Annotated in this window: 18 protein-coding genes; 3 read left to right on the top strand and 15 right to left on the bottom strand. The window is 73.0% G+C overall.

Annotated features, from left to right (window positions below; all coding sequences use genetic code 11):
• Nucleotides 1–31 precede the first annotated feature (31 nt).
• Nucleotides 32–2,119: a SpoIIE family protein phosphatase gene (locus tag B1H19_RS37095; protein WP_083109238.1), complete on the bottom strand. Its 2,088-nt coding sequence runs from the start codon at nt 2,117–2,119 to the stop codon at nt 32–34.
• Nucleotides 2,120–2,477: 358 nt separating this feature from the next.
• On the opposite strand from B1H19_RS37095, the gene B1H19_RS37090 reads away from it, so the two are divergent.
• Nucleotides 2,478–4,037 (top strand): AMP-binding protein, encoded by a 1,560-nt coding sequence (locus tag B1H19_RS37090; protein WP_083109237.1) that lies wholly within the window; start codon nt 2,478–2,480, stop codon nt 4,035–4,037.
• Here B1H19_RS37090 and B1H19_RS37085 read toward each other — a convergent pair.
• From B1H19_RS37085 to ligD, 3 genes are all read right to left on the bottom strand, one after another.
• Nucleotides 4,034–4,258, bottom strand: coding sequence for a hypothetical protein (locus B1H19_RS37085; protein WP_083109236.1), 225 nt, complete (start codon nt 4,256–4,258; stop codon nt 4,034–4,036). The two genes, B1H19_RS37090 and B1H19_RS37085, sit on opposite strands and share 4 nt — an antisense overlap.
• A gap of 58 nt (nt 4,259–4,316) precedes the next feature.
• Nucleotides 4,317–5,540, bottom strand: a complete 1,224-nt coding sequence (locus tag B1H19_RS37080; RefSeq protein ID WP_083109235.1) for a PP2C family protein-serine/threonine phosphatase — start codon at nt 5,538–5,540, stop codon at nt 4,317–4,319.
• A gap of 227 nt (nt 5,541–5,767) precedes the next feature.
• On the bottom strand, nt 5,768–6,778 hold the full coding sequence (ligD, locus tag B1H19_RS37075; protein WP_083109234.1) for a non-homologous end-joining DNA ligase: 1,011 nt from the start codon (nt 6,776–6,778) through the stop codon (nt 5,768–5,770).
• 67 nt (nt 6,779–6,845) lie between these two features.
• On the opposite strand from ligD, the gene B1H19_RS37070 reads away from it, so the two are divergent.
• Nucleotides 6,846–7,919, top strand: a complete 1,074-nt coding sequence (locus tag B1H19_RS37070; protein WP_083109233.1) for an ATP-dependent DNA ligase — start codon at nt 6,846–6,848, stop codon at nt 7,917–7,919.
• Here the strand turns inward: B1H19_RS37070 and B1H19_RS37065 are convergent, their stop codons facing one another.
• From B1H19_RS37065 to B1H19_RS37055, 3 genes are all read right to left on the bottom strand, one after another.
• On the bottom strand, nt 7,920–8,903 hold the full coding sequence (locus B1H19_RS37065) for an MASE1 domain-containing protein (RefSeq protein WP_083109232.1): 984 nt from the start codon (nt 8,901–8,903) through the stop codon (nt 7,920–7,922).
• Nucleotides 8,904–8,966: 63 nt separating this feature from the next.
• Nucleotides 8,967–9,797 carry a PP2C family protein-serine/threonine phosphatase gene (locus B1H19_RS37060; protein WP_083109231.1) on the bottom strand — a complete coding sequence of 277 codons (831 nt, stop codon included), beginning with the start codon at nt 9,795–9,797 and terminating at the stop codon, nt 8,967–8,969.
• Between the two features lie 158 nt (nt 9,798–9,955).
• Nucleotides 9,956–11,503 carry an APC family permease gene (locus B1H19_RS37055; protein ID WP_083110126.1) on the bottom strand — a complete coding sequence of 516 codons (1,548 nt, stop codon included), beginning with the start codon at nt 11,501–11,503 and terminating at the stop codon, nt 9,956–9,958.
• 336 nt (nt 11,504–11,839) lie between these two features.
• Here B1H19_RS37055 and B1H19_RS37050 point away from each other — a divergent pair, with 336 nt between their 5' ends.
• Nucleotides 11,840–14,062 carry a HelD family protein gene (locus tag B1H19_RS37050; RefSeq protein ID WP_083109230.1) on the top strand — a complete coding sequence of 741 codons (2,223 nt, stop codon included), beginning with the start codon at nt 11,840–11,842 and terminating at the stop codon, nt 14,060–14,062.
• A 12-nt stretch (nt 14,063–14,074) separates the two neighbouring features.
• On the opposite strand, the gene B1H19_RS39395 is transcribed toward B1H19_RS37050, so the two are convergent.
• From B1H19_RS39395 to hypB, 8 genes are all read right to left on the bottom strand, one after another.
• On the bottom strand, nt 14,075–14,347 hold the full coding sequence (locus tag B1H19_RS39395; RefSeq protein ID WP_203237299.1) for an acyl-CoA carboxylase epsilon subunit: 273 nt from the start codon (nt 14,345–14,347) through the stop codon (nt 14,075–14,077).
• A gap of 144 nt (nt 14,348–14,491) precedes the next feature.
• Nucleotides 14,492–15,673, bottom strand: a complete 1,182-nt coding sequence (locus tag B1H19_RS37040) for a lipase family protein (RefSeq protein WP_083109229.1) — start codon at nt 15,671–15,673, stop codon at nt 14,492–14,494.
• A gap of 106 nt (nt 15,674–15,779) precedes the next feature.
• Nucleotides 15,780–16,835 (bottom strand): AraC family transcriptional regulator, encoded by a 1,056-nt coding sequence (locus B1H19_RS37035; RefSeq protein ID WP_083109228.1) that lies wholly within the window; start codon nt 16,833–16,835, stop codon nt 15,780–15,782.
• A 259-nt stretch (nt 16,836–17,094) separates the two neighbouring features.
• Nucleotides 17,095–18,156 carry a hydrogenase expression/formation protein HypE gene (hypE, locus tag B1H19_RS37030; protein WP_083109227.1) on the bottom strand — a complete coding sequence of 354 codons (1,062 nt, stop codon included), beginning with the start codon at nt 18,154–18,156 and terminating at the stop codon, nt 17,095–17,097.
• Nucleotides 18,149–19,273: a hydrogenase formation protein HypD gene (gene hypD / locus B1H19_RS37025; RefSeq protein ID WP_083109226.1), complete on the bottom strand. Its 1,125-nt coding sequence runs from the start codon at nt 19,271–19,273 to the stop codon at nt 18,149–18,151. Before hypD ends, hypE begins: the two co-directional genes overlap by 8 nt.
• Nucleotides 19,270–19,593, bottom strand: a complete 324-nt coding sequence (locus B1H19_RS37020; protein ID WP_083109225.1) for a HypC/HybG/HupF family hydrogenase formation chaperone — start codon at nt 19,591–19,593, stop codon at nt 19,270–19,272. Before B1H19_RS37020 ends, hypD begins: the two co-directional genes overlap by 4 nt.
• A gap of 121 nt (nt 19,594–19,714) precedes the next feature.
• Nucleotides 19,715–22,102: a carbamoyltransferase HypF gene (gene hypF, locus B1H19_RS37015; protein ID WP_083109224.1), complete on the bottom strand. Its 2,388-nt coding sequence runs from the start codon at nt 22,100–22,102 to the stop codon at nt 19,715–19,717.
• Nucleotides 22,099–22,848 carry a hydrogenase nickel incorporation protein HypB gene (gene hypB / locus B1H19_RS37010; RefSeq protein ID WP_083109223.1) on the bottom strand — a complete coding sequence of 250 codons (750 nt, stop codon included), beginning with the start codon at nt 22,846–22,848 and terminating at the stop codon, nt 22,099–22,101. Before hypB ends, hypF begins: the two co-directional genes overlap by 4 nt.
• Between the last annotated feature and the right edge of the window lie 2 nt (nt 22,849–22,850).

Raw genomic sequence — 22,850 nt, 5'->3', positions numbered from 1 at the left:
CACCCGGCGAACTGACCTTAACGTCAGCCTTTCAGCCTTCGCCGCGGGCCCGGGCGCGGGCAATCAGCAGCGCGACGTCGTCGTGGTCATGGCCGTGGCGCAGCTCGCCCAGCAGCCGGTCGCACAGCTCCTCCAGCGGCCGCTCGGGCTCGGAGAGCAGTTCGAGGAGGGTGTCGAGGCGGGTGTCGATGGCGTCCTCGCGGGTCTCGATCAGCCCGTCGGTATAGAGGACGAGCCGGTCGCCGTCGGCCACCGGCACGGTGGTCTGCTCGAAGGTGACGCCGCCGACGCCGAGCGGGGCGCCGGTGGGCAGGTCCAGCAGCTCGGGCCGCCCGCCGGGGCGGACCAGAACCGGTGGAAGGTGGCCCGCGACGGCGACCTTGCACTCGGCTCGGTGCGGGTCGTACACGGCGTACAGGCAGGTGGCGAAGGCCGGGTCGAGGCCGCCGGCGATGTGGTCGAGATGGCGCAGCACCTCGGCGGGTTCGAGGTCGAGGTCGGCGAGGGCGCGGGTGGTGGTGCGCAGCTGGCCCATCGTGGCGGCGGCGTTGATACCGCTGCCCATGACGTCGCCGACCACCAGGGCGGTCTTGTCTCCGGCCACCGGGATCGCGTCGAACCAGTCGCCGCCGACCTCGCTGGCCGCCTGCGCGGGCTGGTAGCGGTAGGCGATCTCCATCCCGGCGGGCTGCGGCGGCCGGTGGTTCATCAGATGCCGCTGGAGGGTCAGGGCGGTGCGGCGTTCGCTCTGGTAGGAGCGGGCGTTGTCGATGCAGACCGCGGCGCGGGCGGCCAGTTCGACGGCGAGCACCGCATCGTCCTCGTCGAACGGCAGCTGGTTGTGCAGGCGGTAGAGCGACAGGGCGCCCAGCACCTCGCCGCGGGCGATCAGCGGCACCGCCAGATAGGAGTGCAGTCCGGCCTTGGCCAGCAGCGCGGCGCCCTGCGCATCGGCGGCGATCCGCGGCAGGTCCGCCTCGCCGACCCGGGCGACGAGCACCGGCCGGGCCTCGGTGACGCACCGGGTGATCAGCCGGTCGGCATCGTACGAGGCGATCTCGCCGGTGGGGTCGGCGGCGCGGACGGCCTCGGTGGATCCCGCGGAGGCCACCGCGAGGGCCCGGAAGCGGGCCGCGGTGCCGGGCGGCAGCGAGGCGGGGCGGCGGCTGCTGAGGACGGTGTCGAGGATGTCCACCGCGGCCAAGTCGGCCAGTTCCGGCACGATGACATCGGCCAGCTCATGGGCGGTCTGGTCGACGTCGAGAGTGGTGCCGACGGTCGCCGAGGCATCCGCGATGACCGCCAGGCGGCGGCGGGCGCGGGCGGCCTCGGAGGCGGCGCGGTGCTGCTCGGTGACGTCCACGACGGAGGTGGCGAGGCCCAGGACCCGGCCGTGGGGGTCCTCCAGCCGGTAGTAGGACACCGACCACGCCTGGTCGGCGCCCGGGTCGGCGCCGGTGCGGCCGACGGTGAACTGGTCGAGCAGCGGTGTGCCGGTGGCAAGGACCTCGCGCATCCGGGAGACGACGACGCCGGTGTCCAGGAAGGTCAGCGTTTCGTCGACGCCGCGGCCGATGTGCGCTTCGGCGGGGAGGTTGTTGATGCGCTCCAGCGCGGGGTTGACCATCACGTACCGCAGGTCGGTGTCGAGCACCGCCAGCCCGATCGGCGACTGCGCCACCAGCCGTACGGACAGCGCCAGATCCCGCTCCACCCGGCGCAGCACGCTCTGGTCGGTGGCGATGCCCAGGGCGTAGGGCTGGCCGCGTTCGTCCTGGAGACGCATATTGCGGAATTCGACCAGTCGGGTGCTGCCGTCCTTGTGGAGCACGGGAAAGACCCCGGCCCAGCTCGCGCCGGCCGCCATCACCTGAGTGAAGAGGCCGAGCACCAGATCGACGTGTTCCGGGGGGACCAGCAGTTTCGCGGCGGGGCGCCCCAGCGCCTCCTCGGCGCTCCAGCCGAAGAGTTTCTCGGCCTGGGGGCTCCACAGCGCGATCCGGCCGTCCGCGTCCAGCATCACCGCGGCCACGCCCAGGACATCGAGCAGACCGCCGGGCCGGGAGGTACCCGCCCCGGCCGGGGCCGCCCCCTCGGGGAACGCGTCGGTCGCACCCATCAAGGCACTCCTTTCGCCGGTGCGAGGTGCCCGACCGGCCGTGGTGCTCTCCGCGCCCGGCCGTCTGCGCCGCGCGTCCGCTGCCCTCCATCATCTCTCCACGCAGGAGGGCTCCGCAGGGAGAGCGAGATCTTCGCAAAGGTGTCCTGTGGGGAGCCAGCATTATGCCCGCGGTAGTACACCTGGGCGACCTTGATGCGGAATTTCATGGGGTGGCGGATAACAGCCGTGCCGGGTCATTGGACTTGGTGATGTCGATCTAGAGGGGTACGCTACCTCATAGTTGCCTCTAGCAACTAAAGATTTCACCCGCACCGCCGGAGCCCCGACCGAGCTCCGGCAACAGGAGAAGCCCCACATGTCCATGGATGACCAGAACTTCCGCACGTACGTGGAGGAAAACCTCGATGCGCTTAGCACGCACCCGGACCGCGAGGCCCTGATCCACCAGGGCCGTCGCGTGACCGCGGGGGAATTTCGCGACCTGGTCCACCGCATGGCGCGAGCGCTGCTCGCCCAGGGCATAGGCCGCGGCCGGACCGTCACCCTGCTCTGCGGCAATCTGCCCGAGACCCTCGCCGCCCGCTACGCGGCCAACCTCGTCGGCGCCCGCGTCAACCACCTCTACAACAAGCTCTCCGCCGACGCCCAGGCCGCCATCGTCCGCGATGTCGAGACCCAGGCGCTCATCGTCGACCCCCGCCTGGCCGAACGGGCCGCCGAGGTCACCAAGTTGGCACCGGTGCCCGCGGTCCTGGTGCTCGGCCCCGCCAAGACCGGCACCGATCTGCTGGAGCTGGCGGCGCAGCAGTCCGCCGAGCCGCTGGCGAGCCTGGCGCGGCCCGAGGACATCTGCACCCTCCGGCACACCGGCGGCACCACCGGCCACCCCAAGGGCATCTGCACCACCTTCGAACAGGCCCGCTCGTTCAGCGGGTTGCTGCCCGAGGAGCCGGACGGCGAGCGCCGCCAGCTGGTGGTCACCACCCTCGCGCACGCCGCCGGTCACCTCGCCGACAACACCCTGCGCTCCGGCGGCGCCGTCGTCCTGCACGACGACTTCGACCCGGCCGAGGCGCTCGCCACGATCGCCGGCGAGCGGATCACGGACCTCTTCCTGCTCCCGCCGCTGCTCTACCAGCTGATGGACCATCCGGACGCCGCGCACACCGACACCTCCAGCCTGCGCATGCTGACCTACGGCGGCTGCCAGTCGTCCCCGGCCCGAATAGCCGACGCGGTACGCCGGTTCGGCCCCGTGCTGTTCCAGGTCTACGGGCAGAACGAGGCGGGCGGTATCGCTCTGCTGAACCAGGACGACCACGACCTCGAACGGCCCGAACGGCTGCGCTCCGCCGGCAAGGTCATCGAGAGCGTCGAGGTGGCGATCCGCGACGAGTCCGGCCGCGATCTGCCCCCCGGCGAGCACGGCGAGGTCTGCGTCCGATCCGAAATGATCATGCAGGGCTACTGGAAGCAGCCGGAGCTGACCGCCGAGGTGCTGCGGGACGGCTGGCTGCACACCGGGGACATCGGATTCCTCGACGACGAGGGCTACTTGACCATCGTCGACCGCATCAAGGACATGATCGTCGTGGTCGGCGGCCATGTGTACACCACCGAGCTGGAAGACCTGATCAACACCCATCCGCAGATCCTCCAGAGCGCCGTCTTCGGCGTCCGCGACAGCGACCGGATGGAGCAGGTGTACGCCGTGGCGGTGCCCGTCCCGGGCAGCGACGTGGACGCCGACGGCCTGCGCGCGATGGTCCGCGAGCGGCGGGGGGCGATGTACGAGCCGGCCGACATCCGGTTCGTGGACGCGCTGCCGCTGACCGACGCCGGAAAGCCGGACAAGAAGCAGCTGCGCCAACTGGCCGAACAGTCCCTCGCCGGCTCCGGGGAGGGCCGCGGCTAGGGACGCAGGGCGTCCCAGGACTCGGGGCCGCCGCCGCGCCATTCGATCAGATCGGTCTCCTCGACCTCGATGTCGTCCAGGCCGACGTGCCGCAGGAACTTCACCAGGTCCTCGATGCGGTGGGCGACCCCGAGTCTGCGTTCTCCGGCCGTCACCCGCCGCGCCCCGTCCGGGCCCGGCGGGTGCACGGTCACCGTCACCTGCGGCGGCTGCTCGTCCATGACACCAGGGTGCGGGCACGGGCGGCGGGCCGCACGTTCCGGGCGCGGCAAAAGCCCGTTACAGCCGGATGATGACCAGCGCGGTGTCGTCGGTGGCCCCGCCCGGCGGCAGCAGCTCCGCCAGCAGCGCGTCGGCCAGCGCCTCGGCGTCGGCGCCCCGATGGCGGTGGAGGGAGTCGGACAGGCGGCCCAGGCCCACGTCGATGTCCTCGCGGCGGCGTTCGATCAGTCCGTCGGTGTAGACGACCAGGACGGTGCCGTCGGTGAACGGGGTCCGCGCCTCCGGCCGGGGCACATGCTCCGGACGCGCGCCCAGGGGCGGATCGGTGGCCCGGTCGAGGAACTCCACGGTGCCGTCGGGGTGCAGCAGGGCCGGCGGCGGATGGCCGGCGCTGCTGTAGGCAACGGTGGAGGTGGTCCAGTCGATGGTGAGCTGCACCGCGGTGGCGGATTCGGCGCCGTCGACCGAGCGGGCGTAGAGGCCGAGCGTCTCCAACGCCCTGGCGGGCCCGGGGGCGACCAGGGCGGCGGCGCCCAGGGCGCTGCGCAGCTGGCCCATGACGCAGGCCGCCTCCAGCCCGTGCCCGACGACGTCACCGACGGCCACCGCCATCCGGTCCCCCGGCAGATCGGTCAGGTCGTACCAGTCGCCGCACACGTTCAGCGCCCCGATGGCGGGCCGGTAGCGCACCGCAGCCCGGTGGTGGCCCACCGGGCGCGGCGCGGGCAGCATCGCCTCCTGGAGGGCCAGCACCACCTCCCGCTCCCTGGCCTGGACCTGGCGCAGCCGTTCGTTGATCTGCTGGAGCTCGCGGGCGCGGCTGTAGAGCTGGGCCTCCATCCGCTCGCGTTCCGCACCGTCCTCCACCCTGCGCGCCCGGACCAGTTCGGTGACCTCCTCGACCCGGTGCACCAGCAGCTGCACCTCGCCGTCGGAGCCGATGACGGGCGCGTTGACGGTGCTCCAGTACCGTTCCTCGTACACGCCGGGCCGGCCGGGCGCCTCCACGTCGTAGCGGTGCAGCGGCATGCTGTCCGGGGCGCGGGTGGCGAGGACGCGCCGCAGCGACGCCTCCAGGCCGCGGGCGCCGGTGGCGTGCGGGTCGGCGGGGTTGTCGGGGAAGACCTCGAAGAGCGGGCGCCCGATCTGGCCGTTGCGCGGCCGTCCGGACAGGCGCAGATGGGCCTCGTTGACGTCGACGATCACCAGGTCCGGGGTGAGCAGCAGCGCGCCGCCCGGCAGTGCCTGGAAGACGGCCTCGTAGTCGATTCCGGCGGGCATGCGCGCTCACCCGTCCGGGGGCCGCGCCGCACGGACGGCACCCGGCCCGTGCGGGGCCGTCCCGTCGTGTCCCACGGACGGAATGCTGCCCTGATGCCGGCGTGTGCGCATGCCGGGCACGCGGTCCGCGGGGCTCGCGGGCTCCCCTGCGGCAGGGCGGGCCCGGTCCGATGCGTCGGCGGTGGATACGGCCGTTCGGGTCGGGCCGGTGAGCGGCACGGGGTGGCTCACCGCTTACGGGCCCGGCTCGGCTGCACCCGGGCCGGCTCGCCCGGCATCTTGGGATGGTCGGGCGGATACGGCAGATCGCCCAGGCCCTCGTCCGACTCCTGACGGTCCGCCAGTTCCAGAAGCGATTCCAGGCCGAAGGCGTGCCCCTCCATATCGGCGTGCACATCGCCCAGTTCGGCGAAGCGCACCGGCACGGTCCGCAGGTCGAAGTCCTCGGGCGCGGCGTCGGCCAGCTCCTCCCAGCGCAGCGGGGCGGACACCGTCGCCCGGGGCCGGGCGCGCAGGGAGTAGGGCGAGGCGATGGTGCGGTCCCGGGCCATCTGGTTGTAGTCGACGAACACCTTGGCGCCGCGCTCCTCCTTCCACCAGGCGGAGGTCACCCCGTCCGGCCGACGGCGCTCCAGGGTGCGGGCCAGGGCGATGGCGGCCCGCCGGACCTGGGTGAAGGTCCACTGGGGGCGGATGGGCACATAGACGTGCACGCCCCGGCCGCCGGACGTTTTCGGCCAGCCGCGCAGCCCGTGCTCGGCCAGCAGTTCCCGCAGGTCGCCGGCGACCCGTACGGCGTCGGCGAATCCGGTGCCCGGCTGCGGGTCGAGGTCGATGCGCAGTTCGTCGGGGTGGTCGGTGTCGGTGCGGCGCACCGGCCAGGGGTGGAAGGTCAGACAGCCCAGGTTGGCCGCCCAGATGACGGCGGCGGGTTCGGTCGGGCACATCTCGTCGGCGAACCGGCCGCTGGGGAAGGCGATCCGGGCGGTGGGCAGCCATTCCGGCAGCCCCTTGGGCGCCCGCTTCTGGTAGAAGAACTCGCCCTCGACGCCGTCGGGGAAGCGCTGCATGGTGGTGGGCCGGTCGCGCAGCCCGCGCAGCACGCCGTCGGCGACCGCGAGGTAGTACTGCGCGACGTCCAGCTTGGTGAACCCCCGCTCGGGGTAGTACGTCTTGTCCGGATGCGACACCCGCACCGTGCGCCCCGCGACGTCCAGCTCGACAGCTCCTGCGGCCATGTCCCCACGCTAGGTTCCGCCCGTCCCCGGCGCGCGCCAGGACCTCTGGGCCGTCACGATCGGAGTCATGGACCTGCCCGTCATGCCCCCGGTCTCCCCCATGCTTGCCAAGCTCGTCACCGAGATTCCCGCCGGTATGCAGTACGAGGCCAAATGGGACGGCTTTCGCGTCATCGTGTTCCGCGACGGCGCCGAGGTCGAGCTCACCAGCCGGACGACCAAACCGCTCACCCGCTATTTCCCCGAGGTCGTCGCCGCCGTGCGCGAGGAGCTGCCGCCGCGCTGTGTCGTCGACGGCGAGATCGTCATCGCCCATGACGGCCGGCTGCACTTCGAGGAGCTGCTGGAGCGCATCCATCCGGCCGACTCCCGGGTCCGTACCCTCGCCGCGCGCACGCCCGCCTCCCTCGTCGCCTTCGACCTGCTGGCCCTTGGCGGCGACTCGCTGCTGCCCGAGTCGCAGGCGGCGCGGCGGGAGGCGCTGGTGGCCGCGCTGCGGACGGCCCGGCCGCCGGTGCACACCGCGCCCGCGACGACCGACCAGGAGCTCGCGCGCACCTGGTTCACCCGGTTCGAGGGAGCGGGCCTGGACGGGGTGGTCGCCAAACCCCTGCATCTGCCCTACCGGCCCGGCGAGCGCGCGATGTTCAAGGTCAAACATGCCCGTACGGCCGACTGCGTCGTCGCGGGCTACCGCCTGCACAAGAGCGGTCCGGTGGTGGGCTCGCTGCTGCTGGGCCTGTACGACGAGGCCGGGCAGTTGCAGCACGTCGGGGTGTGCGCCTCGTTCCCCATGGCCAGGCGGCGCGCGCTCGTGGCGGAGCTGGAGCCGCTGCGCACGGACGATGTGGCCGCGCATCCGTGGGGCGCGTGGACCGACGAGGAGGCGCATGCCGCCCGGCGGATGCCGGGCGGGCCCAGCCGCTGGAGCGGCGGCAAGGACCTGTCGTGGCTGCCGCTGCGCCCGGAGCGGGTATGCGAGGTGGCGTACGACCACATGGAGGGCAGCCGGTTCCGGCACACCGCCCAGTTCCGGCGCTGGCGGCCCGACCGTACGCCGCTCAGCTGCACCTATGCGCAGCTGGCGGAGCCGGTCGGCTATGACCTCGCGGACCTGCTCGGCGGTCCGGACGCCGCCTGATCAGCGGCGCTCGTCGGGCGGCCAGCGGCGTCGGCTCTCGCCCGGTGCGAGCCGGTCCACCACTTCGGCCAGCTCCGCGCAGGCGTGCTCGACCCGGTGCCGGATGGCCAGCTGCTCGGTGATGATCGCCGAGAGCAGCAGCGCGGTGAGCGCCGCGGAGGCGTTCAGGGCCTGGAGATTGACCATCGCCTCCAGCAGGCTCAGGCCCTGGAACGGCCCGGAGCGGTGGGTCGCCGCGTTGATCGCCACGACGGACACCACCAGCACGCACGGCGCCGCCCCGGCCAGCTGGAAGCGCAGCGCCGCCCACACGATCAGCGGAAAGACCAGGAACAGCAGTGAGAGCGGGCTCGTGACCACGGCGAAGGAGAGGGCGGCCGTACAGGCCAGCAGGGCGGTCGCCTCCGCCCACCGGTAGAGCGGAATGGCGCGCGGCGGGCGGAGCGTCCGGAAGGCCAGCACCAGCGGCGTGACGACGAGAACGCCCATCGCGTCGCCGACCCACCAGGCCGCCCAGGTCCGCCAGAAGTACCCGGCCGGCAGCTGACCGGTGAGCACCTGGGTGCCGCTGCCGAACGTCGCGCTGACGACCATCCCGGCGAAGGCCCCGAGCAACACCAGGGCGACGCCGTCGCGCAGCCGGTCCAGGGCGGGGTGGAAACCCGCCCGCCGCAGCATCAGGCAGGCGCACACGGGGGCCAGGGTGTTGCCCGCCATGATGCCCAGGACGCCGAAGTCGAGCGGGCTGAGCGTGGCGACGATGGCGAGGGTGCCGAGGGCGAAGGCCGGCCAGGTCCACAGGCCCAGCAGGAGCAGGCTGCTCAGGGCGATGCCGGTGGGCGGCCACAGGGGCGTGACCACGGTGTCGTGGACCACGACCTGCTCCAGCAGCCCGATCCGCGCCGATCCGAAGTAGACGGCCGCGAGGGCCACGATCGTCAGGGCTGCGGTAGCGGGCCGCCGGAGTTGCTCGGTGCGCACCACAGCAGCCATCAGACAACGCCGTCCTGCCCGCACCGGCCGCGACACGCGCGCCCGCCGCGGGCTTCACCCGGCCCTGTCCGCCGCGTCGAAGCTGAGCACGATCACCGCGGCGTCGTCGGTGTGGCCGGTGCATTCGGCGATGTTCATCACCTCGGCGGCCACCTCCGCCGGATCCTCGCCCGCGCGGTCGGCGACCAGCCGGGTCACCTGCGCCAGCCCCTCCTCGATCGCGAACGAGGGGCCCTCGACGACGCCGTCGGTGAGCAGCACGAACGACCCCGCCGTGGTGAGCCGGCGGCGGGTGACGGGGTAGCTCTCGCCCGGCACGATGCCCAGCGGCAGGCCGCCCTCGTCCTCGACGACGCCGTGGCGGCCGTCGGTGGTGGCCCAGATCGCGGGCACATGGCCGGCACGGGCGCTGGTCAGCTCCCAGGTGGCCGGGTCGAACCGCAGAAAGGTGCAGGTGGCGAAGAGCCCGACGGCCACCGAGAGCAGCAGGTCGTTGGCGCGGCTGAGGACCTCGCCCGGATCGGCGGCATGGGGTGCGACGGCCCGCAGCCCGATCCGTATCTGGCCCATGAACGCCGCCGCCTCGACGTCGTGCCCCTGCACATCGCCGATGCAGAAGGCCAGCGACCCGTCGGGCAGCGGGAAACCGTCGTACCAGTCGCCGCCGATGTCCAGTCCGTGGCGGGCGGGCGCATACGTGGCGGCGACCCGCAGCCCCGGTACCTCCGGCAGCGTGGCGGGCAGCATCTCGCGCTGGAGCACCTCGGCCAGCTCCACCCGGGCCTGCTGGCGCTCGGCCCCCTCCCGCGCCTCGGCCGTGAGCCGGCCGAGGGTGGTCAGCAGATCGTCGGCGCTCGCCGACCGCGGGGGACGACGCCGAAGCATGGACCGCTCCAAGGTGCGTCGGGGCAAAGGGCCACTACGGGGTGCGATCCGCGCGGTGTGTCCTTGGCCGGCCTCCTGACCTGGCGGGATCCACAAACCCCGGCTTCATCATATTTCTGCGGGCCGCCTTCCGCGCGGGCAGCGCCCCGGCCGTACGGTCATGCCCCGGCGGCCGTGGGGGCCGCGGGGCGGGTCGCCGTCCGGTAACCGACGCCGGAGCGTACGGCCCAGAAGTACACCGCGAGCGCGACGGCCGCCACGGTGAGCGAGTCGTACGGCGCGGGCAGCCGCCCGGAGCCCTCGAAAGTGCCGAGCCAGGACAGCGCGGTCAGCACCCCGAGGTACACCACCAGCCAGGCCCCGGTGCGCAGTTCGGCACCCAGCGGGCGCTCGCCTCTTCCGGTCCGGCGCATCGCCACGAAGATCAGCAGCCCGGCGAGCACCAGCGGCAGCGCCAGCCGCAGATCGCTCCAGCCCGACCAGTACACGAACTCGGTCGCCACCACGAAACTGACCGGTGCGATGTAGCGCAGCCCCGGCACCCAGCCCGCCATCCGCCCGCCCGGCTCGGTCCGGAACACCGCGACCGCGACCGCCGAGGCCGCATAGATCAGCAGGTACATGTCGCCCATCACGCTGACGATGTCCTGCCAGCCCCCGAACGGCAGCAGAAACACCACGATCACCACCAGGTTGACCGCCAGCGCCCGCCGCGGCACCCCGAACCGCTCGTTCACCTTCATGAAATAGCGCGGGATGGTGCCGTTCTTGGCGAGCGCGTAGGTGTGCCGGGCATCGATCGCCACGCCCACGTAGGCCGAACCGCCCGGCGAGAGGACGGCGTCGGCGTACAGCAGACTGGAGAGCCAGTGCAGATTGAGGATGATCGCCAGCTGCCCGAACGGCGAGTCGAAGGAGACGCCCTTCCAGCCGCCCCCGAGAAGGCTCTCCGGCACCGAGAAGAGATACGCCACCTGGAGGGCGAGGTACATGACCACCGCCAGGCCGATTCCGGTGAGCACCGCGGCCGGAATGGTGCGGCGCGGGTTGCGGGTCTCCCCCGAGAAGTCCAGCGGCGCCTGGAAGCCGTTCACGGAGTAGACGATGCCGCCGCCGGCCAGCGCGGTCAGACAGGCTACATAGCCGTACGGGGCGAAGCCGCCGTGGTCCGTCAGCCGCCCGGAGTGCCAGCCCGAGGCGATCAGCGCGATGACCGTGACCACCGGCACCACGATCTTGAACACCGAGATGAGGTTGTTGAGTTGGGCGAACATCTTGACCGCGAACCAGTTCAGCGCGGTCAGCAGGATGCTCAGCCCGGCGGCCACCGCCAGCCCGGAGGCGGTGAGGGTGTGGCCGTTGTAGAGGGACGGGAGGTAGTGGGCGGCGTACTGCATGATGGCGCTGATCTCGGCCGCGGTGCCGCCGACCGACAGCAGCACCGACCAGCCGACGAGCGTGCCGACCAGCGGTCCGCTGGCCTGCAGCGGCCAGCGGACGGTGCCGCCGCCCTCGGGCCGCGAGGCGCCCAGCTCGATCATGACGAGGGCGACCAGGGTGCACAGCAGTCCCGCCCCGATCCAGGACAGCAGCGATGCCGGGCCCGCGGTCTGCGCCGCGTACATGGCGGCGAACAGCCATCCGGACCCCACGATGTTGGAGAACCCGATCCCGGTGAGCCCCCAGAACCCCAGCTCCCGGCGCAGCCGCCGCTCCTGCGCCTGCACCTCCGGCGCGCTGGTCGCCTCGCCTCCGTCCGGCTCTCCCCCGTCTGACACCTGACGCTCCGTCACGTAAAACGGCCTCCTCGCATCCCTGTTCCAGCAGGTCGGAGCCTACGTGACGCGCCGTATGCCCTCGGAGCGGCGGGGCGCCGCCGCCCGTGCGGGACATAAAAAATCCCCGTACCGAATTGACGGCCGGGGTATTTCACTGCGTATATTGGGCGCTTGCCTTTAATCAGAATCGAACGACAACTCATCACCCTTATGACGTCAATGTATCCGAGCGGAGTCGAATTGTCAAACGCGCCGACCGAGGAATTGCGCACGGAGCAGGAATTCCTCGACCTGGTCCACGATCACCTCGCCGCACTGCGGGACGCGGCCGAAACCGCGGTCCGTGAGGCCCTGCCGGCGGCGGGTTCCACCCATCAGGCGCGGCTGGAACGCAATGTCCTGGTGGCCGAACTGTCCGGCCTTCTGGCCGCGTTCAATGCCGGTGAGAACGGCCTGTGCTTCGGCCGTCTGGTATTCCGTGACGGCGCCGATCACCACATCGGCCGGATCGGAATCCGGCGCGACGATGCGGACCGCACCCCGCTCGTCATCGACTGGCGCGCGGAGGTCGCCCGGCCGTTCTATCTCGCCACCGGCCACACGCCGATGGGCCTGCGCCGCCGGCGCCATCTCACCACCGAGGGCCGCCGCGTCACCGCGCTGCACGACGAGATCCTCGACCTCACCGACACCGCGCGCACCGGCCACGAGGGCAGCGACGCGGACGCCGTTCTGCTGGCCGCGCTGGATGCCGCGCGCACCGGCCGGATGCACGACATCGTGCAGACCATCCAGGCCGACCAGGACCGGATCATCCGCGCCCCGCACCGCGGCGTCCTCGTCGTGGAGGGCGGCCCCGGCACCGGCAAGACCGTCGTCGCCCTGCACCGCGCCGCGTATCTGCTCTACGCCCACCGCGAGCAGCTGGCCCGCCGCGCCGTGCTGATCGTCGGGCCCAACCCGGCGTTCCTCGGCTACATCGGCGAGGTGCTGCCCTCGCTCGGCGAGACCGGCGTGCTGCTCGCCACGCCCGGCGAGCTCTTCCCGGGCGTCACCGCGACCGGAACCGACACGCCCGGGGCCGCCCGGGTCAAGGGCGCCGCGGCGATGGCGGACGCGCTGGCGCGCTTCGTGGCGGACCGGCAGACCCTGCCGGACGAGCCGATCGTGATCCCGCACGACGACGGCGATCTGGTCCTGGACGCGGACCTGGTGGACGAGCCCCGGCGCCGGGCCCGCGCCACCGGCCTGCCGCACAACCTCGCCCGCCCCCACTTCGCCTTCCGCATCATCGACGCCCTCACCGAGCAGCTGGCCGAACGCATCGGCGCGGACCCCTACGGCGGCGAGAACCTGCTCGGCCCCGACGACATCGCCCAGCTCGGCAAGGCCGTCGCGGCCAGCGCCGAACTGCACGCCGTCATCGAGGAGTTGTGGCCGACGCTCACCCCGCAGCAGCTGGTCGCCGACTTCCTCGCCGAGCCCGTCCACCTGCCGCCGGACGAGGCGGCGGCCATCCGCCGCGACGGCGGGGAGTGGACGCCCGCCGACGTGGCGCTGCTGGACGAGGCGGCCGAACTCCTCGGCGACGACGATGCGGCGGCCCGCGCCGCCGCCGAGGCCGAGCGCCAGGAGCAGATCGCCTACGCACAGGGCGTGCTCGACCTCTCCTACGGCTCGCGCACCCAGGAGTTCGAGGACAAGGCCGACGAGGACTCGGAAGTGCTGGCCGCGCACGATCTGATCGACGCGGAACGGCTCGCCGAACGCCAGGAGGAGGCCGACCACCGCAGCGCCGCCGAACGCGCCGCGGCCGACCGCACCTGGGCGTTCGGCCACATCATCGTGGACGAGGCGCAGGAGCTGTCCGCGATGGCCTGGCGGCTGCTGATGCGGCGCTGCCCGACCCGTTCGATGACGCTGGTCGGCGATCCGGCGCAGACCGCGGAGCCGGGCGGCTGCGGCGCCTGGCAGGCGGCCCTGGAACCGTACGTCGGCGACCGCTGGGAACACGTCCGGCTCGGCGTCAACTACCGCACGCCGACCGAGATCATGGAGATCGCGGCCGAGGTCCCGCGCGCCGCGGACCCCTCCTTCGAGCCACCGCGGTCGATCCGCTCGACGGGCATACGGCCCTGGGCCCGGCGCACCGACGACCTGCCGGCCGCCGTCGCCGAGGCCGTCGCCCACGAGGCCCACGAGGAGGGCCGGTTGGCGGTCATCGCCCCCGGCGCCTGGCATGCCGCGCTCTCCGTCGTCCTTCCGTCCGCCTCCACCGGCGCCGCCCCGGATCTGACCAGCCCGGTGGTGCTGATCGACCCGCGGCAGGCCAAGGGGCTGGAGTTCGACGCCGTGGTCGTGGTGGCGCCGGAGGAGCTGGGGGCGAGCGATCTGTATGTCGCGCTCACGCGGGCGACGCAGCGGCTGGGCGTGGTCCACCGCCAGGCGCTGCCAGCGGGGCTGGCAGGGTTGACGGACGAGGGGTAGGCGGGCGGCGGCTCAGCCGCAGCACCAGCACCCCGCCCAGCAGGCGCAGGGCGGCTCGCGGACGATGTGCTGCTGGTCGGCCTCCCGCCGTCGGCGGTGTTCCTCCCGGAGCCGGAGCCCGACGAGACGGGCGCCCAGGATGACGGTGAGCGCCGCGAGCTCCTCGGGCTCGGCATGTCCCCGGTCGATCCGCAGCGGCACCTCGATCCCGGGCGGACCCTGCGGGCCCGCCGAACCGTCCGCCGCCGCGTCCACGGCTGTGCTTTCGGTGTCTATGCAGGTCACAGGCCCGACGGTAGGAGCGCGGGCGGGCGCTGTCGCGCGGGGACCGGGCCCGTGTAGGCCATTCGGGGGAACGGGGAAGCGGGGCGGGCGGGGCAACCGGGGGCGGGGCAGACAGAGCGGGGTGCGCCCCGCCGCCGGGTCGGGTCAGGCGCAGTTGCCGGAGGTCGGCTTGCCGGCGAAGCGGTCGCCGAGCCAGTCGGCGGCCGGGGTCGCGCCGACGATCGCACCGAGGACGTGTTCGCCGAGCGGGAGGGGCGTCCACTGGACGGTCGCGCCCCTCGCGCACCAGTCGGCGCGGAGTTGCCTGCCGACGGCGTACGGGATCAGCTCGTCGGCGGTGCCGTGGTAGAGGTACACCGGGGCGTCCGGGGTGCGGGTGCCCAGGTCGGAGGCGCGCAGCCGCGCCTGCCAGTCCGGCTCGTCCAGCGGGTTCCTGACGGTGACGTCGGAGATGCGCTTGAAGAGGCCGGCGACGGTGTCCGCGGCCACGCAGTTCTTCTTCATGAAGTCGACGTAGTGCCGGCCCTTGTCGTTGAGGTAGGAGTCCAGGTGCAGTTCGGGGAAGGCGGCGTTCTGGCCGACGGCGGCCATCAGGATCAGACCGGCGCCGATGCTCCCGTTGTTGTAGTCGGCGACCTTGCGCAGATCGGCGGGCACGCCACCGGTGGCGGTGCCCTTGACCTGGAGCTCGGGCGCGTAGGAGCGGTGCAGTTCGGCGGCCCAGCTGGTGGCCTGGCCGCCCTGGGAGTAGCCCATGATGCCGACGGGTGAGGTGCGGGTGACGCCCGACGCGGCCGCTTCGGGGAGCCGTTGGGCGGCGCGGGCGGCGTCGAGGACGGCCTGCCCTTCGGCGCGTCCGACGGTGTAGGTGTGGTCTCCGGGCGTGCCCAGGCCCTCGTAGTCGGTGACCGCGACCGCCCAGCCGCGGGCGGTGAGCTGCTGGATGAGGTTGGCCTCCATGGTGGTGCCCTTGGGGAAGCCGGCCGAGGGCGCGCACGCGTCGGCGAGCCCGACGGTGCCGACGGCGTAGGTGATCAGGGGGCGGGGTCCGGTGTGTCCGTCCTTGGGGACGATGACCGTTCCGGAGACGGTGTTGGGGGTGCCCTTGGCGGTGGTGGAACGGTAGGTGATGTGCCAGGCACGGGTGTTGGTCGGCTGGCCGGGCAGCGGGTGGAAGGAGGTGGGGGACGACGAGACGAGGTCGCCGGGGCGGTCGGCGGCGGGGCGGTCGGCGACCGTGCTACCGGCGGCGGCGCTGCTGCCGGACAGGCCGAGCGCCAGGGTCAGGGCGGCGACGGCGGTGAGTGCGCTGGAGCGAGGGTGCATACGGCTCTCCCAACTGACGTCAGTGCCGGGGTGGTTGGGGCGACCGTACTGACGCGTGGGTAAGGAGCGCGCTGACCGGGACGCTCAGCTTCGTTGACCCGGTGTCTCACAGCGGGGCCGTGCCGTGTGCGGCGCCTCCGTCCGCGCGGAAGGCCCCCGGGGTGGTGCCCGTCCAGCGGCGGAAGGCGCGGAGGAAGGCGGTGTCCTCCGAGAAGCCCATACGGGCGGCGAGTTCGGCGATCGGCTCGTGTCCGGCGGTGAGCGCGCTGATGGCCGCTTCGCGGCGTACGGCGTCCTTCAGATGCCGGTACGAGGTGCCCTCCGCCTGGAGCCGTCGCCTCAGCGTCGCCGGGCTGACCGCGAGCCGGGCCGCGACCTCGGCGGCCTCCGGCAGCCGCGCCGGGGAGGGGGCGCGCAGGGCCCGGTCGAGGGTGCGCCGCACCTGTTCGGCGACGGTGGTGCCCCAGTCGCGCCGGCTGAGCAGATCGGCCGGCGCCCGCCGCAGCATCGCGGTCAGCGCGGCCTCGTCCCGTACGACGGGCGCGGCCAGCCAGTGCGGGTCCCAGCCCGCCGCGGTGCGGCGGGCGCCGAACTCCACCGGGCAGCCGAACAGCACGGCGTACTCGGGGGCATGGGGCGGCTCCGGGTGGGCGAACTGCGCCCAGTGCAGTGGGATGCGCCGGCCGATCAGCCAGCCGGCGAGCCGGTGCCAGATGATCAGGATGCATTCGGCGAGGAACTGGCCGTGGTCGTAGGGGCGCAGGTCGTTGCGCACGGAGAAGACGGCCTCGGGGGTGCCGCCCGGGCCGGTGCGTAAGGTGACGGCCATCTCGGGTCCGCCGGGGAAGAGGGCGTAGAAGCGTGCCGCGCGCTCCAGGGCGGCGCCGAGGTCGTGGCAACCCAGGCAGGCGTGACACATCATCGCGAAGGTGCCGCGGCGGCTGGGGTGCGGGCCCAGGCCCAGGAACTCGTCGTCGGTGGCGTGGTGCAGGGCCTTGATCAGGCGGGTGAACTGTTCGGGGGTGACCCGGGCGCGGTCGTCGGCCAGCAGGAGGGGCGGGATCCGGGCGGTCTGGAGCAGCGGCACGGTGTCGATACCGCGGCGCCGGGCGCCGCTCAGCGCGGCCCGCACAAAGTGCATCGCGATCGTCAGGCGGCTCATGCCGAAACTCCCCCGGTCTCCGGCCGGGGGCACCCCCACGCTTCGCCCGGCTTCGCATGCGCTCGGCGCGCACCCTTTGATGATGCGTTCGCTGCGCTCGCTCATAGCCCGACACCGTAGCCGCCGTGAGCGGAGAGGTCAGCGGGCGTGACCGTTCCCGTCACCCCCGGCCAGGGCCTGCCCGACGGTCGGACAGGCCCCGGCGGAAGGCACCGCTCCTATGACACCACCCTTCCTGTGACGCCCCTCTGACACTCCCTCAGCAGATCCGCGGCAGCTGCTCCCCCACCGGCAGATCGACCACCCGTGTCCCGCCGAGCGCGGTGTGCGCCACGACCATGCCGGGGTGGGCCTCGACGACCTCGCCGATGACCGCGGCTCCGGCCCCCAGGGGGTGGGCCTGCATGGCGTCCAGGACGGCGTCGGCGTGGGCGCGGGGGACGAAGGCGACCAGTTTGCCTTCGTTGGCGACGTACATCGGGTCGAGGCCGAGGATGGCGCAGGCGTTGCTGACGGTGGGAGGGATCGGGACCGCGCGTTCCTGGAGGGCGATGCCGGTGCCGGAGGCGGCGGCGATCTCGTTGAGGGCGGCGGCCAGTCCGCCGCGGGTGGGGTCGCGCAGGGCGTGCAGATCGGGCGTGACGGCAAGCATGGTCTCGACCAGGCCGCCGAGCGCCGCGCAGTCGCTTTCGATCTCGACGCCGAATTCGAGCCCTTCGCGGACGCTCATGATCGCCACGCCGTGGACGCCGATATCGCCGCTGACGATGACCACATCGCCCGGGACGACGCGCTGGGGGCGCAGGTCGACGTCGGCCGGGATCAGTCCGATACCGGCGGTGTTGAGGTAGATGCCGTCCCCGTGGCCGGCCTCGACGACCTTGGTGTCACCGGTGGCCACTTCGACGCGGGCGACGCGGGCGGCCGCGCCCATCGCTTCGGCGACGCGGGCGAGGACGGACGTCTCGATGCCCTCTTCCAGGATGAATCCGCAGGAGAGGTAGGCGGCGCGGGCGCCGCTCATGGCGAGGTCGTTGACGGTGCCGTTGACGGCGAGGTCGCCGATGCTGCCGCCGGGGAAGAACAGCGGGCGTACGACGTAGGAGTCGGTCGAGAAGGCCAGGCGCACCCCGCCGAGGGTGAGGGCGGCGCTGTCGCCGAGCTGGGCGAGGATGTCGCCGCCGAAGGCCGGGGCGAAGATCTGCTGGACGAGTTCGGCGGACAGGGCGCCGCCGCCGCCGTGTCCCATGACGATGCGGGGCGTCTCGCGCAGCGGGGCGGGGCAGGTCCAGCCGGTGACGTCCAGGGTGGGCTCAGGCAACGGGGCTCGCCTCCAGTTTGGTGGGGGTGACGCCGAGTCGGCGGTAGAGGTAGTAGGCGGCGCAGGCCCCTTCACTGGAGACCATGGTGGCGCCGAGCGGGGTGCGCGGGGTGCAGGTGGTGCCGAAGGCTTCGCACTGGTGCGGTTTGATCTGGCCTTGCAGGACCTCGCCGCTGCGGCAGGCGGCGGGTTCGCGGGTGGCGATGTTCTCGACGGAGAAGCGGTGTTCGGCGTCGAAGTCGCGGTAGCGGGCGGACAGCCGCCAGCCGCTGTCGGGGATGGTGCCGATGCCGCGCCAGGCGCGGTCGGTGACCTCGAAGACGTCGTCGAGCATGGCGCGGGCGGCGGGGTTGCCGCCGGCGCGTACGGCGCGCGGGTAGGCGTTGTCGACGGTGTGCTCACCGCGTTCGAGCTGGCGGACGGTGCGGCGGATGCCTTCGAGGAGGTCGAGCGGTTCGAAGCCGGTGACGACGATGGGGACGCGGAAGCGTTCGGCGAGGGCGGGGTATTCGTCCATGCCCATGACGCTGCACACATGCCCGGCGGCGAGGAACGCCTGGACGCGACAGCTCGGCGAGGTCATGATCGCTTCGATGGCGGGCGGCACGCGGACGTGGGAGACCAGCAGGCTGAAGTTGGGGATGCGGTGCTTGCGCGCCTGATAGACCGTCATGGCGTTGGGCGGCGCGGTGGTTTCGAAGCCGATGCCGAAGAACACCACCTCGCGGTCGGGGTTCTGCCGGGCGATCTTGAGGGCGTCGAGCGGGGAGTAGACGACGCGGACGTCGCCGCCCTCGCTGCGGACGCGGAACAGGTCGCGGTCGGTGCCGGGGACGCGGAGCATGTCCCCGAAGGAGCAGAAGATGACGTCGGGGCGGGCGGCGATCTCCAGGGCCTTGTCGATGACCTCGAGCGGGGTGACGCAGACGGGGCATCCGGGGCCGTGGATCAACTCCACGGTGTCCGGCAGGAGTTGGTCGATCCCGTGGCGGATGATGGTATGGGTCTGGCCGCCGCAGACCTCCATCAGGGCCCAGGGCCGGGTCGCCGTGGCATGGATGTCGTCCAGCAGCCGCCGGGCCAGTTCGGGGTCCTGGAACTCGTCGATGTACTTCACCGCTGCGCCTCCTGCGCTTCGTCCTTCACGGCGGGCCCGGGGACCGTGCCCGCCTCCGCGGCGGCCGCTTCCCAGGGGTCGCCGAACTCCTCCTGGAGCAGCCCGAGTTCCTCGAAGAGGGCGAGGGTCTGCCGGGCCGATTCCTCGTCGAGGCGCTGGAGCGCGAAGCCGACGTGGACGATGGCGTACTCGCCCACCGCCAGGTCGGGTACGTACTCCAGGCAGACCTCCTTGACCACGCCGCCGAAGTCGACGGTGGCCATCCGGGTGCCGTCCCGTTCCTCGATGTCCACCACCTTGCCGGGTACCGCCAGGCACATGGGTCTCTCCTCGTCGTGGGTGCGTTCGTGGGTACGGTCTGTCGTGGGTGCGGACTGTCGTGCGTACGGTCTTGGATGCCGTCGCGCGGGGCCCGGCGGTCGTGACGGGCCCGTGCCGCGCTCAGTCGGGTCCGTCGGCCCGGCGGGCGGCGATGACGAGTTGGCCGAGGGCCAGCCCCCCGTCGTTGGGCGGGACGCGGCGGTGCCGCAGGACGGTGAGGCCGTCGGCGCGCAGCAGCCGGGCGGTGGTGGCGGCCAGCAGGGTGTTGGCGAAGACGCCGCCGGTCAGGGCTACGGTGTGCAGCCCGGCGCGGGCGCGGGCCAGTAGGCACCAGCGGTGGACGAGGGCGGCGACCGCGGTGTGGAAGCGGGCCGCGATCAGCGCCGGGGCGACACCCGCGCGCAGGTCCGCGAGGACGGCGGCGAGGACGGGGGCGGGGTCGGCGACAGCGGGCGCGGCGGGGTCGGCGGCGTCGAGGGCGAAGGCGTAGCCGGGGCCGTGGTCCTCGTCGGCCGCGGTCAGGGCCGCCGTCTCCAGGGCGAGGGCGGCTTGGGCCTCGTATCCGGCGTGGTGGCACACCCCGGCCAGGGAGGAGACGGCGTCGAAGAGGCGGCCCATGCTGGAGGTGGGCACGCAGTTCAGGCCGCGCCGGAGCTGTTGGTGCAGGAGCCGTCGTTCGTCGGGCGGGCAGGCCGCGACCGGGGGCAGATCCGCGGCGGCATCGATTCCGGCGGCGTGCAGCTGCGCCAGGGCCATCCGGTAGGGGCGGCGGACGGTGGCATCGCCGCCGGGCAGCGGGGCGTAGCGCAGATGGCCGAAGCGGCGGTATCCGTCGTAGTCGGCGAGCAGGACCTCGCCGCCCCAGATCGCGCCGTCGTCGCCGTAGCCGGTGCCGTCGAAGGCGACGCCGATCACGGGGCGGCTGCCGTCGAGGCCGTGTTCGGCCATGGCGGCGGCGACATGGGCGTGGTGGTGCTGGACGTGGACCACCTGCCGCTCTCCGGCGTGTCGTCGAGCCCATTGGGTGGAGCGGTAGCCGGGGTGCCGGTCGGCGGCGAGCAGTTCGGGGCGTACGCCGGTGACCGTTTCGAGATGCTCCTCGGCCCGGTGGAACGCCTGCTGGGTCGCCAGGTCGTCCATATCGCCGATGTGGGCGGACAGCCATGCCCGGCGCCCCTCCCCCAGGCACAGCACGTTCTTCAGATCGCCGCCGGTCGCGAGCGCGGGCCGTACGGGGACGGGGAGGGTCACCGGGAACGGCGCGTGGCCGCGGGAGCGCCGTACGAAGAGCGGCTCGCCGTCGCAGAGGCGCACGACCGAGTCGTCGCAGGGAACCTGGATGGGGCGGTCGTGGATGAGCCAGGCGTCGGCCAGGTGCGCGAGCCGGCGCAGGGCCTCGTCGTCGTCGGTGACGATGGGCTCGCCGGAGGTGTTGCCGCTGGTCATCACGAGCAGAGCGGGCCCGGGAGGATCGCCGGGGAGGCCGAGGAGCAGGTGGTGGAGGGGGGTGTAGGGAAGCATCACACCCAGGTCGGGGCTGCCGGGGGCGACGGCGGGCGAGAGGGCGGCGGCGCCGTGCGGGGTGCGGCGGCGCAGCAGGACGATGGGCCGGGCGGGGCCGGTGAGCAGCGCGCGTTCGGCCTCAGATAGGTACACCAGCCCTTCCACGTCGGAGAGTTGACGTGCCATCAGGGCGAAGGGTTTGTCGCCGCGGGCCTTGCGGTGGCGCAGCCGGGTGACGGCGTCGTCGTCGGTCGCGTCGCAGACGAGGTGGTAGCCGCCGAGGCCCTTGACGGCGACGACGGCGCCGTCGGCGAGGAGTCGGCGGGTGGCGGTGACCGGGTCGTCGCCGGGGTGGGGGTCCACGCCGGTCAGGCGGAGCCGGGGGCCGCAGTCGTGGCAGGCGATGGGCTGGGCGTGGAAGCGGCGGTCGGCGGGGTCGGCGTATTCGTGGGCGCAGCGGGGGCACATGGGGAAGCGGGCCATGGTCGTCGTGGCGCGGTCGTAGGGCAGCGCCGTGACGATGGTGAAGCGGGGGCCGCAGTGGGTGCAGGTGAGGAAGGGGTGGCGGTAGCGGCGGTCGGCGGGGTCGCGCAGTTCGGCGAGGCAGGCGTCGCAGGTGGCGGCGTCCGGGGCGACCAGGGTGCGGGAGGGGCCGCCGGCGCGGGAGGGGCGGATGGCGAAGCCGGTGCCGCCGGTGACGGGGATGTCGAGGGCGTCGGCGGTCTCCACCACGGCGAGCGGGGGCGCGTCATCGCGGATACGTGCGGTGAAGCGGGCGACGGCGGCGGGCGGGCCCTCGGCCTCGGCGACGACGCCGTCGGGGGTGTTGGTCACCTGCCCGGTCAGGCCGAGTTCGGTGGCGAGGGCGTGGACGAACGGCCGGAATCCCACGCCCTGGACGACCCCGCGCACGGTGATCCGGCACCGTACGGCGGCCTTCTGCGCGGGGGCGGACGGCGCCGGGACGGCCTCCGTCGTCGCGGCATCGGCCTGCCGTACCGTCATGACCGGCTCTGCGCCAGCGAGTTGGGGTCGAGCACGGAGGCGGGCTCGGGGTGGTGGTGCTGCCGGGTCATCACGGGGACGTGCACGGGGGCGCCGTCGCGGGCGGCGAGCGCACGGTCCAGCAGTGCGCCGTCTCCCTCGCCGCGCCGGGCCGAGGTGCACACGATCTCCACGCCGGGGTTGATCTGTTCGACGTGCGCGCGGAAGGCGGCCTCGTCGAATCCGACGGCCGCGGCGATATCGGTTTTGGTCACCACGACCAGATGGGCCAGTCCGAAGGCGGTGGGGTACTTGAGCGGTTTGTCCTCGCCTTCGGTGACCGAGGCGAGGACCACCCGCAGGGTCTCGCCGAGGTCGTAGGAGGCCGGGCAGACCAGGTTTCCGACGTTCTCGATGAACAGCAGCCGGGTGTCCTGGGGCAGCCAGCCGTCGAGGTGCCCGCCGAGCATCCCGGCCTCCAGATGGCACAGCCCGTCGGTGAGGACCTGTTTGACGGGCGCGCCGGAGCGGGCCAGGCGGGTGGCGTCGTTCTCGGTGGCGAGGTCGGCGGTGAGCGCCGCGACGGGGATGCCGCGCCGCCGGGCGAGGGTCAGTTCACGCTCCAGGAGGGCGGTCTTGCCGCTGCCGGGGCTGGACAGCAGATTGACGACCGCGGTGCCCCGGGCCGCCAGGTCCTCGCGCAGCAGGCGGGCGCAGGCGTCGTTCTTGGCGAGGACGGCCTGCTGGAGATCGACGACTCGGCACATGG

The sequence above is a fragment of the Streptomyces gilvosporeus genome, from assembly GCF_002082195.1.
In the GTDB taxonomy this organism is placed as follows: domain Bacteria; phylum Actinomycetota; class Actinomycetes; order Streptomycetales; family Streptomycetaceae; genus Streptomyces; species Streptomyces gilvosporeus.
The sequence above is the reverse complement of the archived record's forward strand: the minus strand, read 5'-3'. Positions and strand labels throughout refer to the sequence as shown.

Bases quoted from the DNA above. Each gene is read 5' to 3' on its own strand.
- B1H19_RS37040 (WP_083109229.1), bottom strand. From the start codon at position 15,673: ATGCACCCTCGCTCCAGCGCACTCACCGCCGTCGCCGCCCTGACCCTG.
- B1H19_RS37070 (WP_083109233.1), top strand. From the start codon at position 6,846: ATGGACCTGCCCGTCATGCCCCCGGTCTCCCCCATGCTTGCCAAGCTC.
- B1H19_RS37020 (WP_083109225.1), bottom strand. From the start codon at position 19,593: ATGTGCCTGGCGGTACCCGGCAAGGTGGTGGACATCGAGGAACGGGAC.
- B1H19_RS37090 (WP_083109237.1), top strand. From the start codon at position 2,478: ATGTCCATGGATGACCAGAACTTCCGCACGTACGTGGAGGAAAACCTC.
- hypB (WP_083109223.1), bottom strand. From the start codon at position 22,848: ATGTGCCGAGTCGTCGATCTCCAGCAGGCCGTCCTCGCCAAGAACGAC.
- B1H19_RS37085 (WP_083109236.1), bottom strand. From the start codon at position 4,258: ATGGACGAGCAGCCGCCGCAGGTGACGGTGACCGTGCACCCGCCGGGC.
- hypF (WP_083109224.1), bottom strand. From the start codon at position 22,102: ATGACGGTACGGCAGGCCGATGCCGCGACGACGGAGGCCGTCCCGGCG.
- B1H19_RS37080 (WP_083109235.1), bottom strand. From the start codon at position 5,540: ATGCCCGCCGGAATCGACTACGAGGCCGTCTTCCAGGCACTGCCGGGC.
- B1H19_RS37060 (WP_083109231.1), bottom strand. From the start codon at position 9,797: ATGCTTCGGCGTCGTCCCCCGCGGTCGGCGAGCGCCGACGATCTGCTG.
- B1H19_RS37035 (WP_083109228.1), bottom strand. From the start codon at position 16,835: ATGAGCCGCCTGACGATCGCGATGCACTTTGTGCGGGCCGCGCTGAGC.
- ligD (WP_083109234.1), bottom strand. From the start codon at position 6,778: ATGGCCGCAGGAGCTGTCGAGCTGGACGTCGCGGGGCGCACGGTGCGG.
- B1H19_RS37095 (WP_083109238.1), bottom strand. From the start codon at position 2,119: ATGGGTGCGACCGACGCGTTCCCCGAGGGGGCGGCCCCGGCCGGGGCG.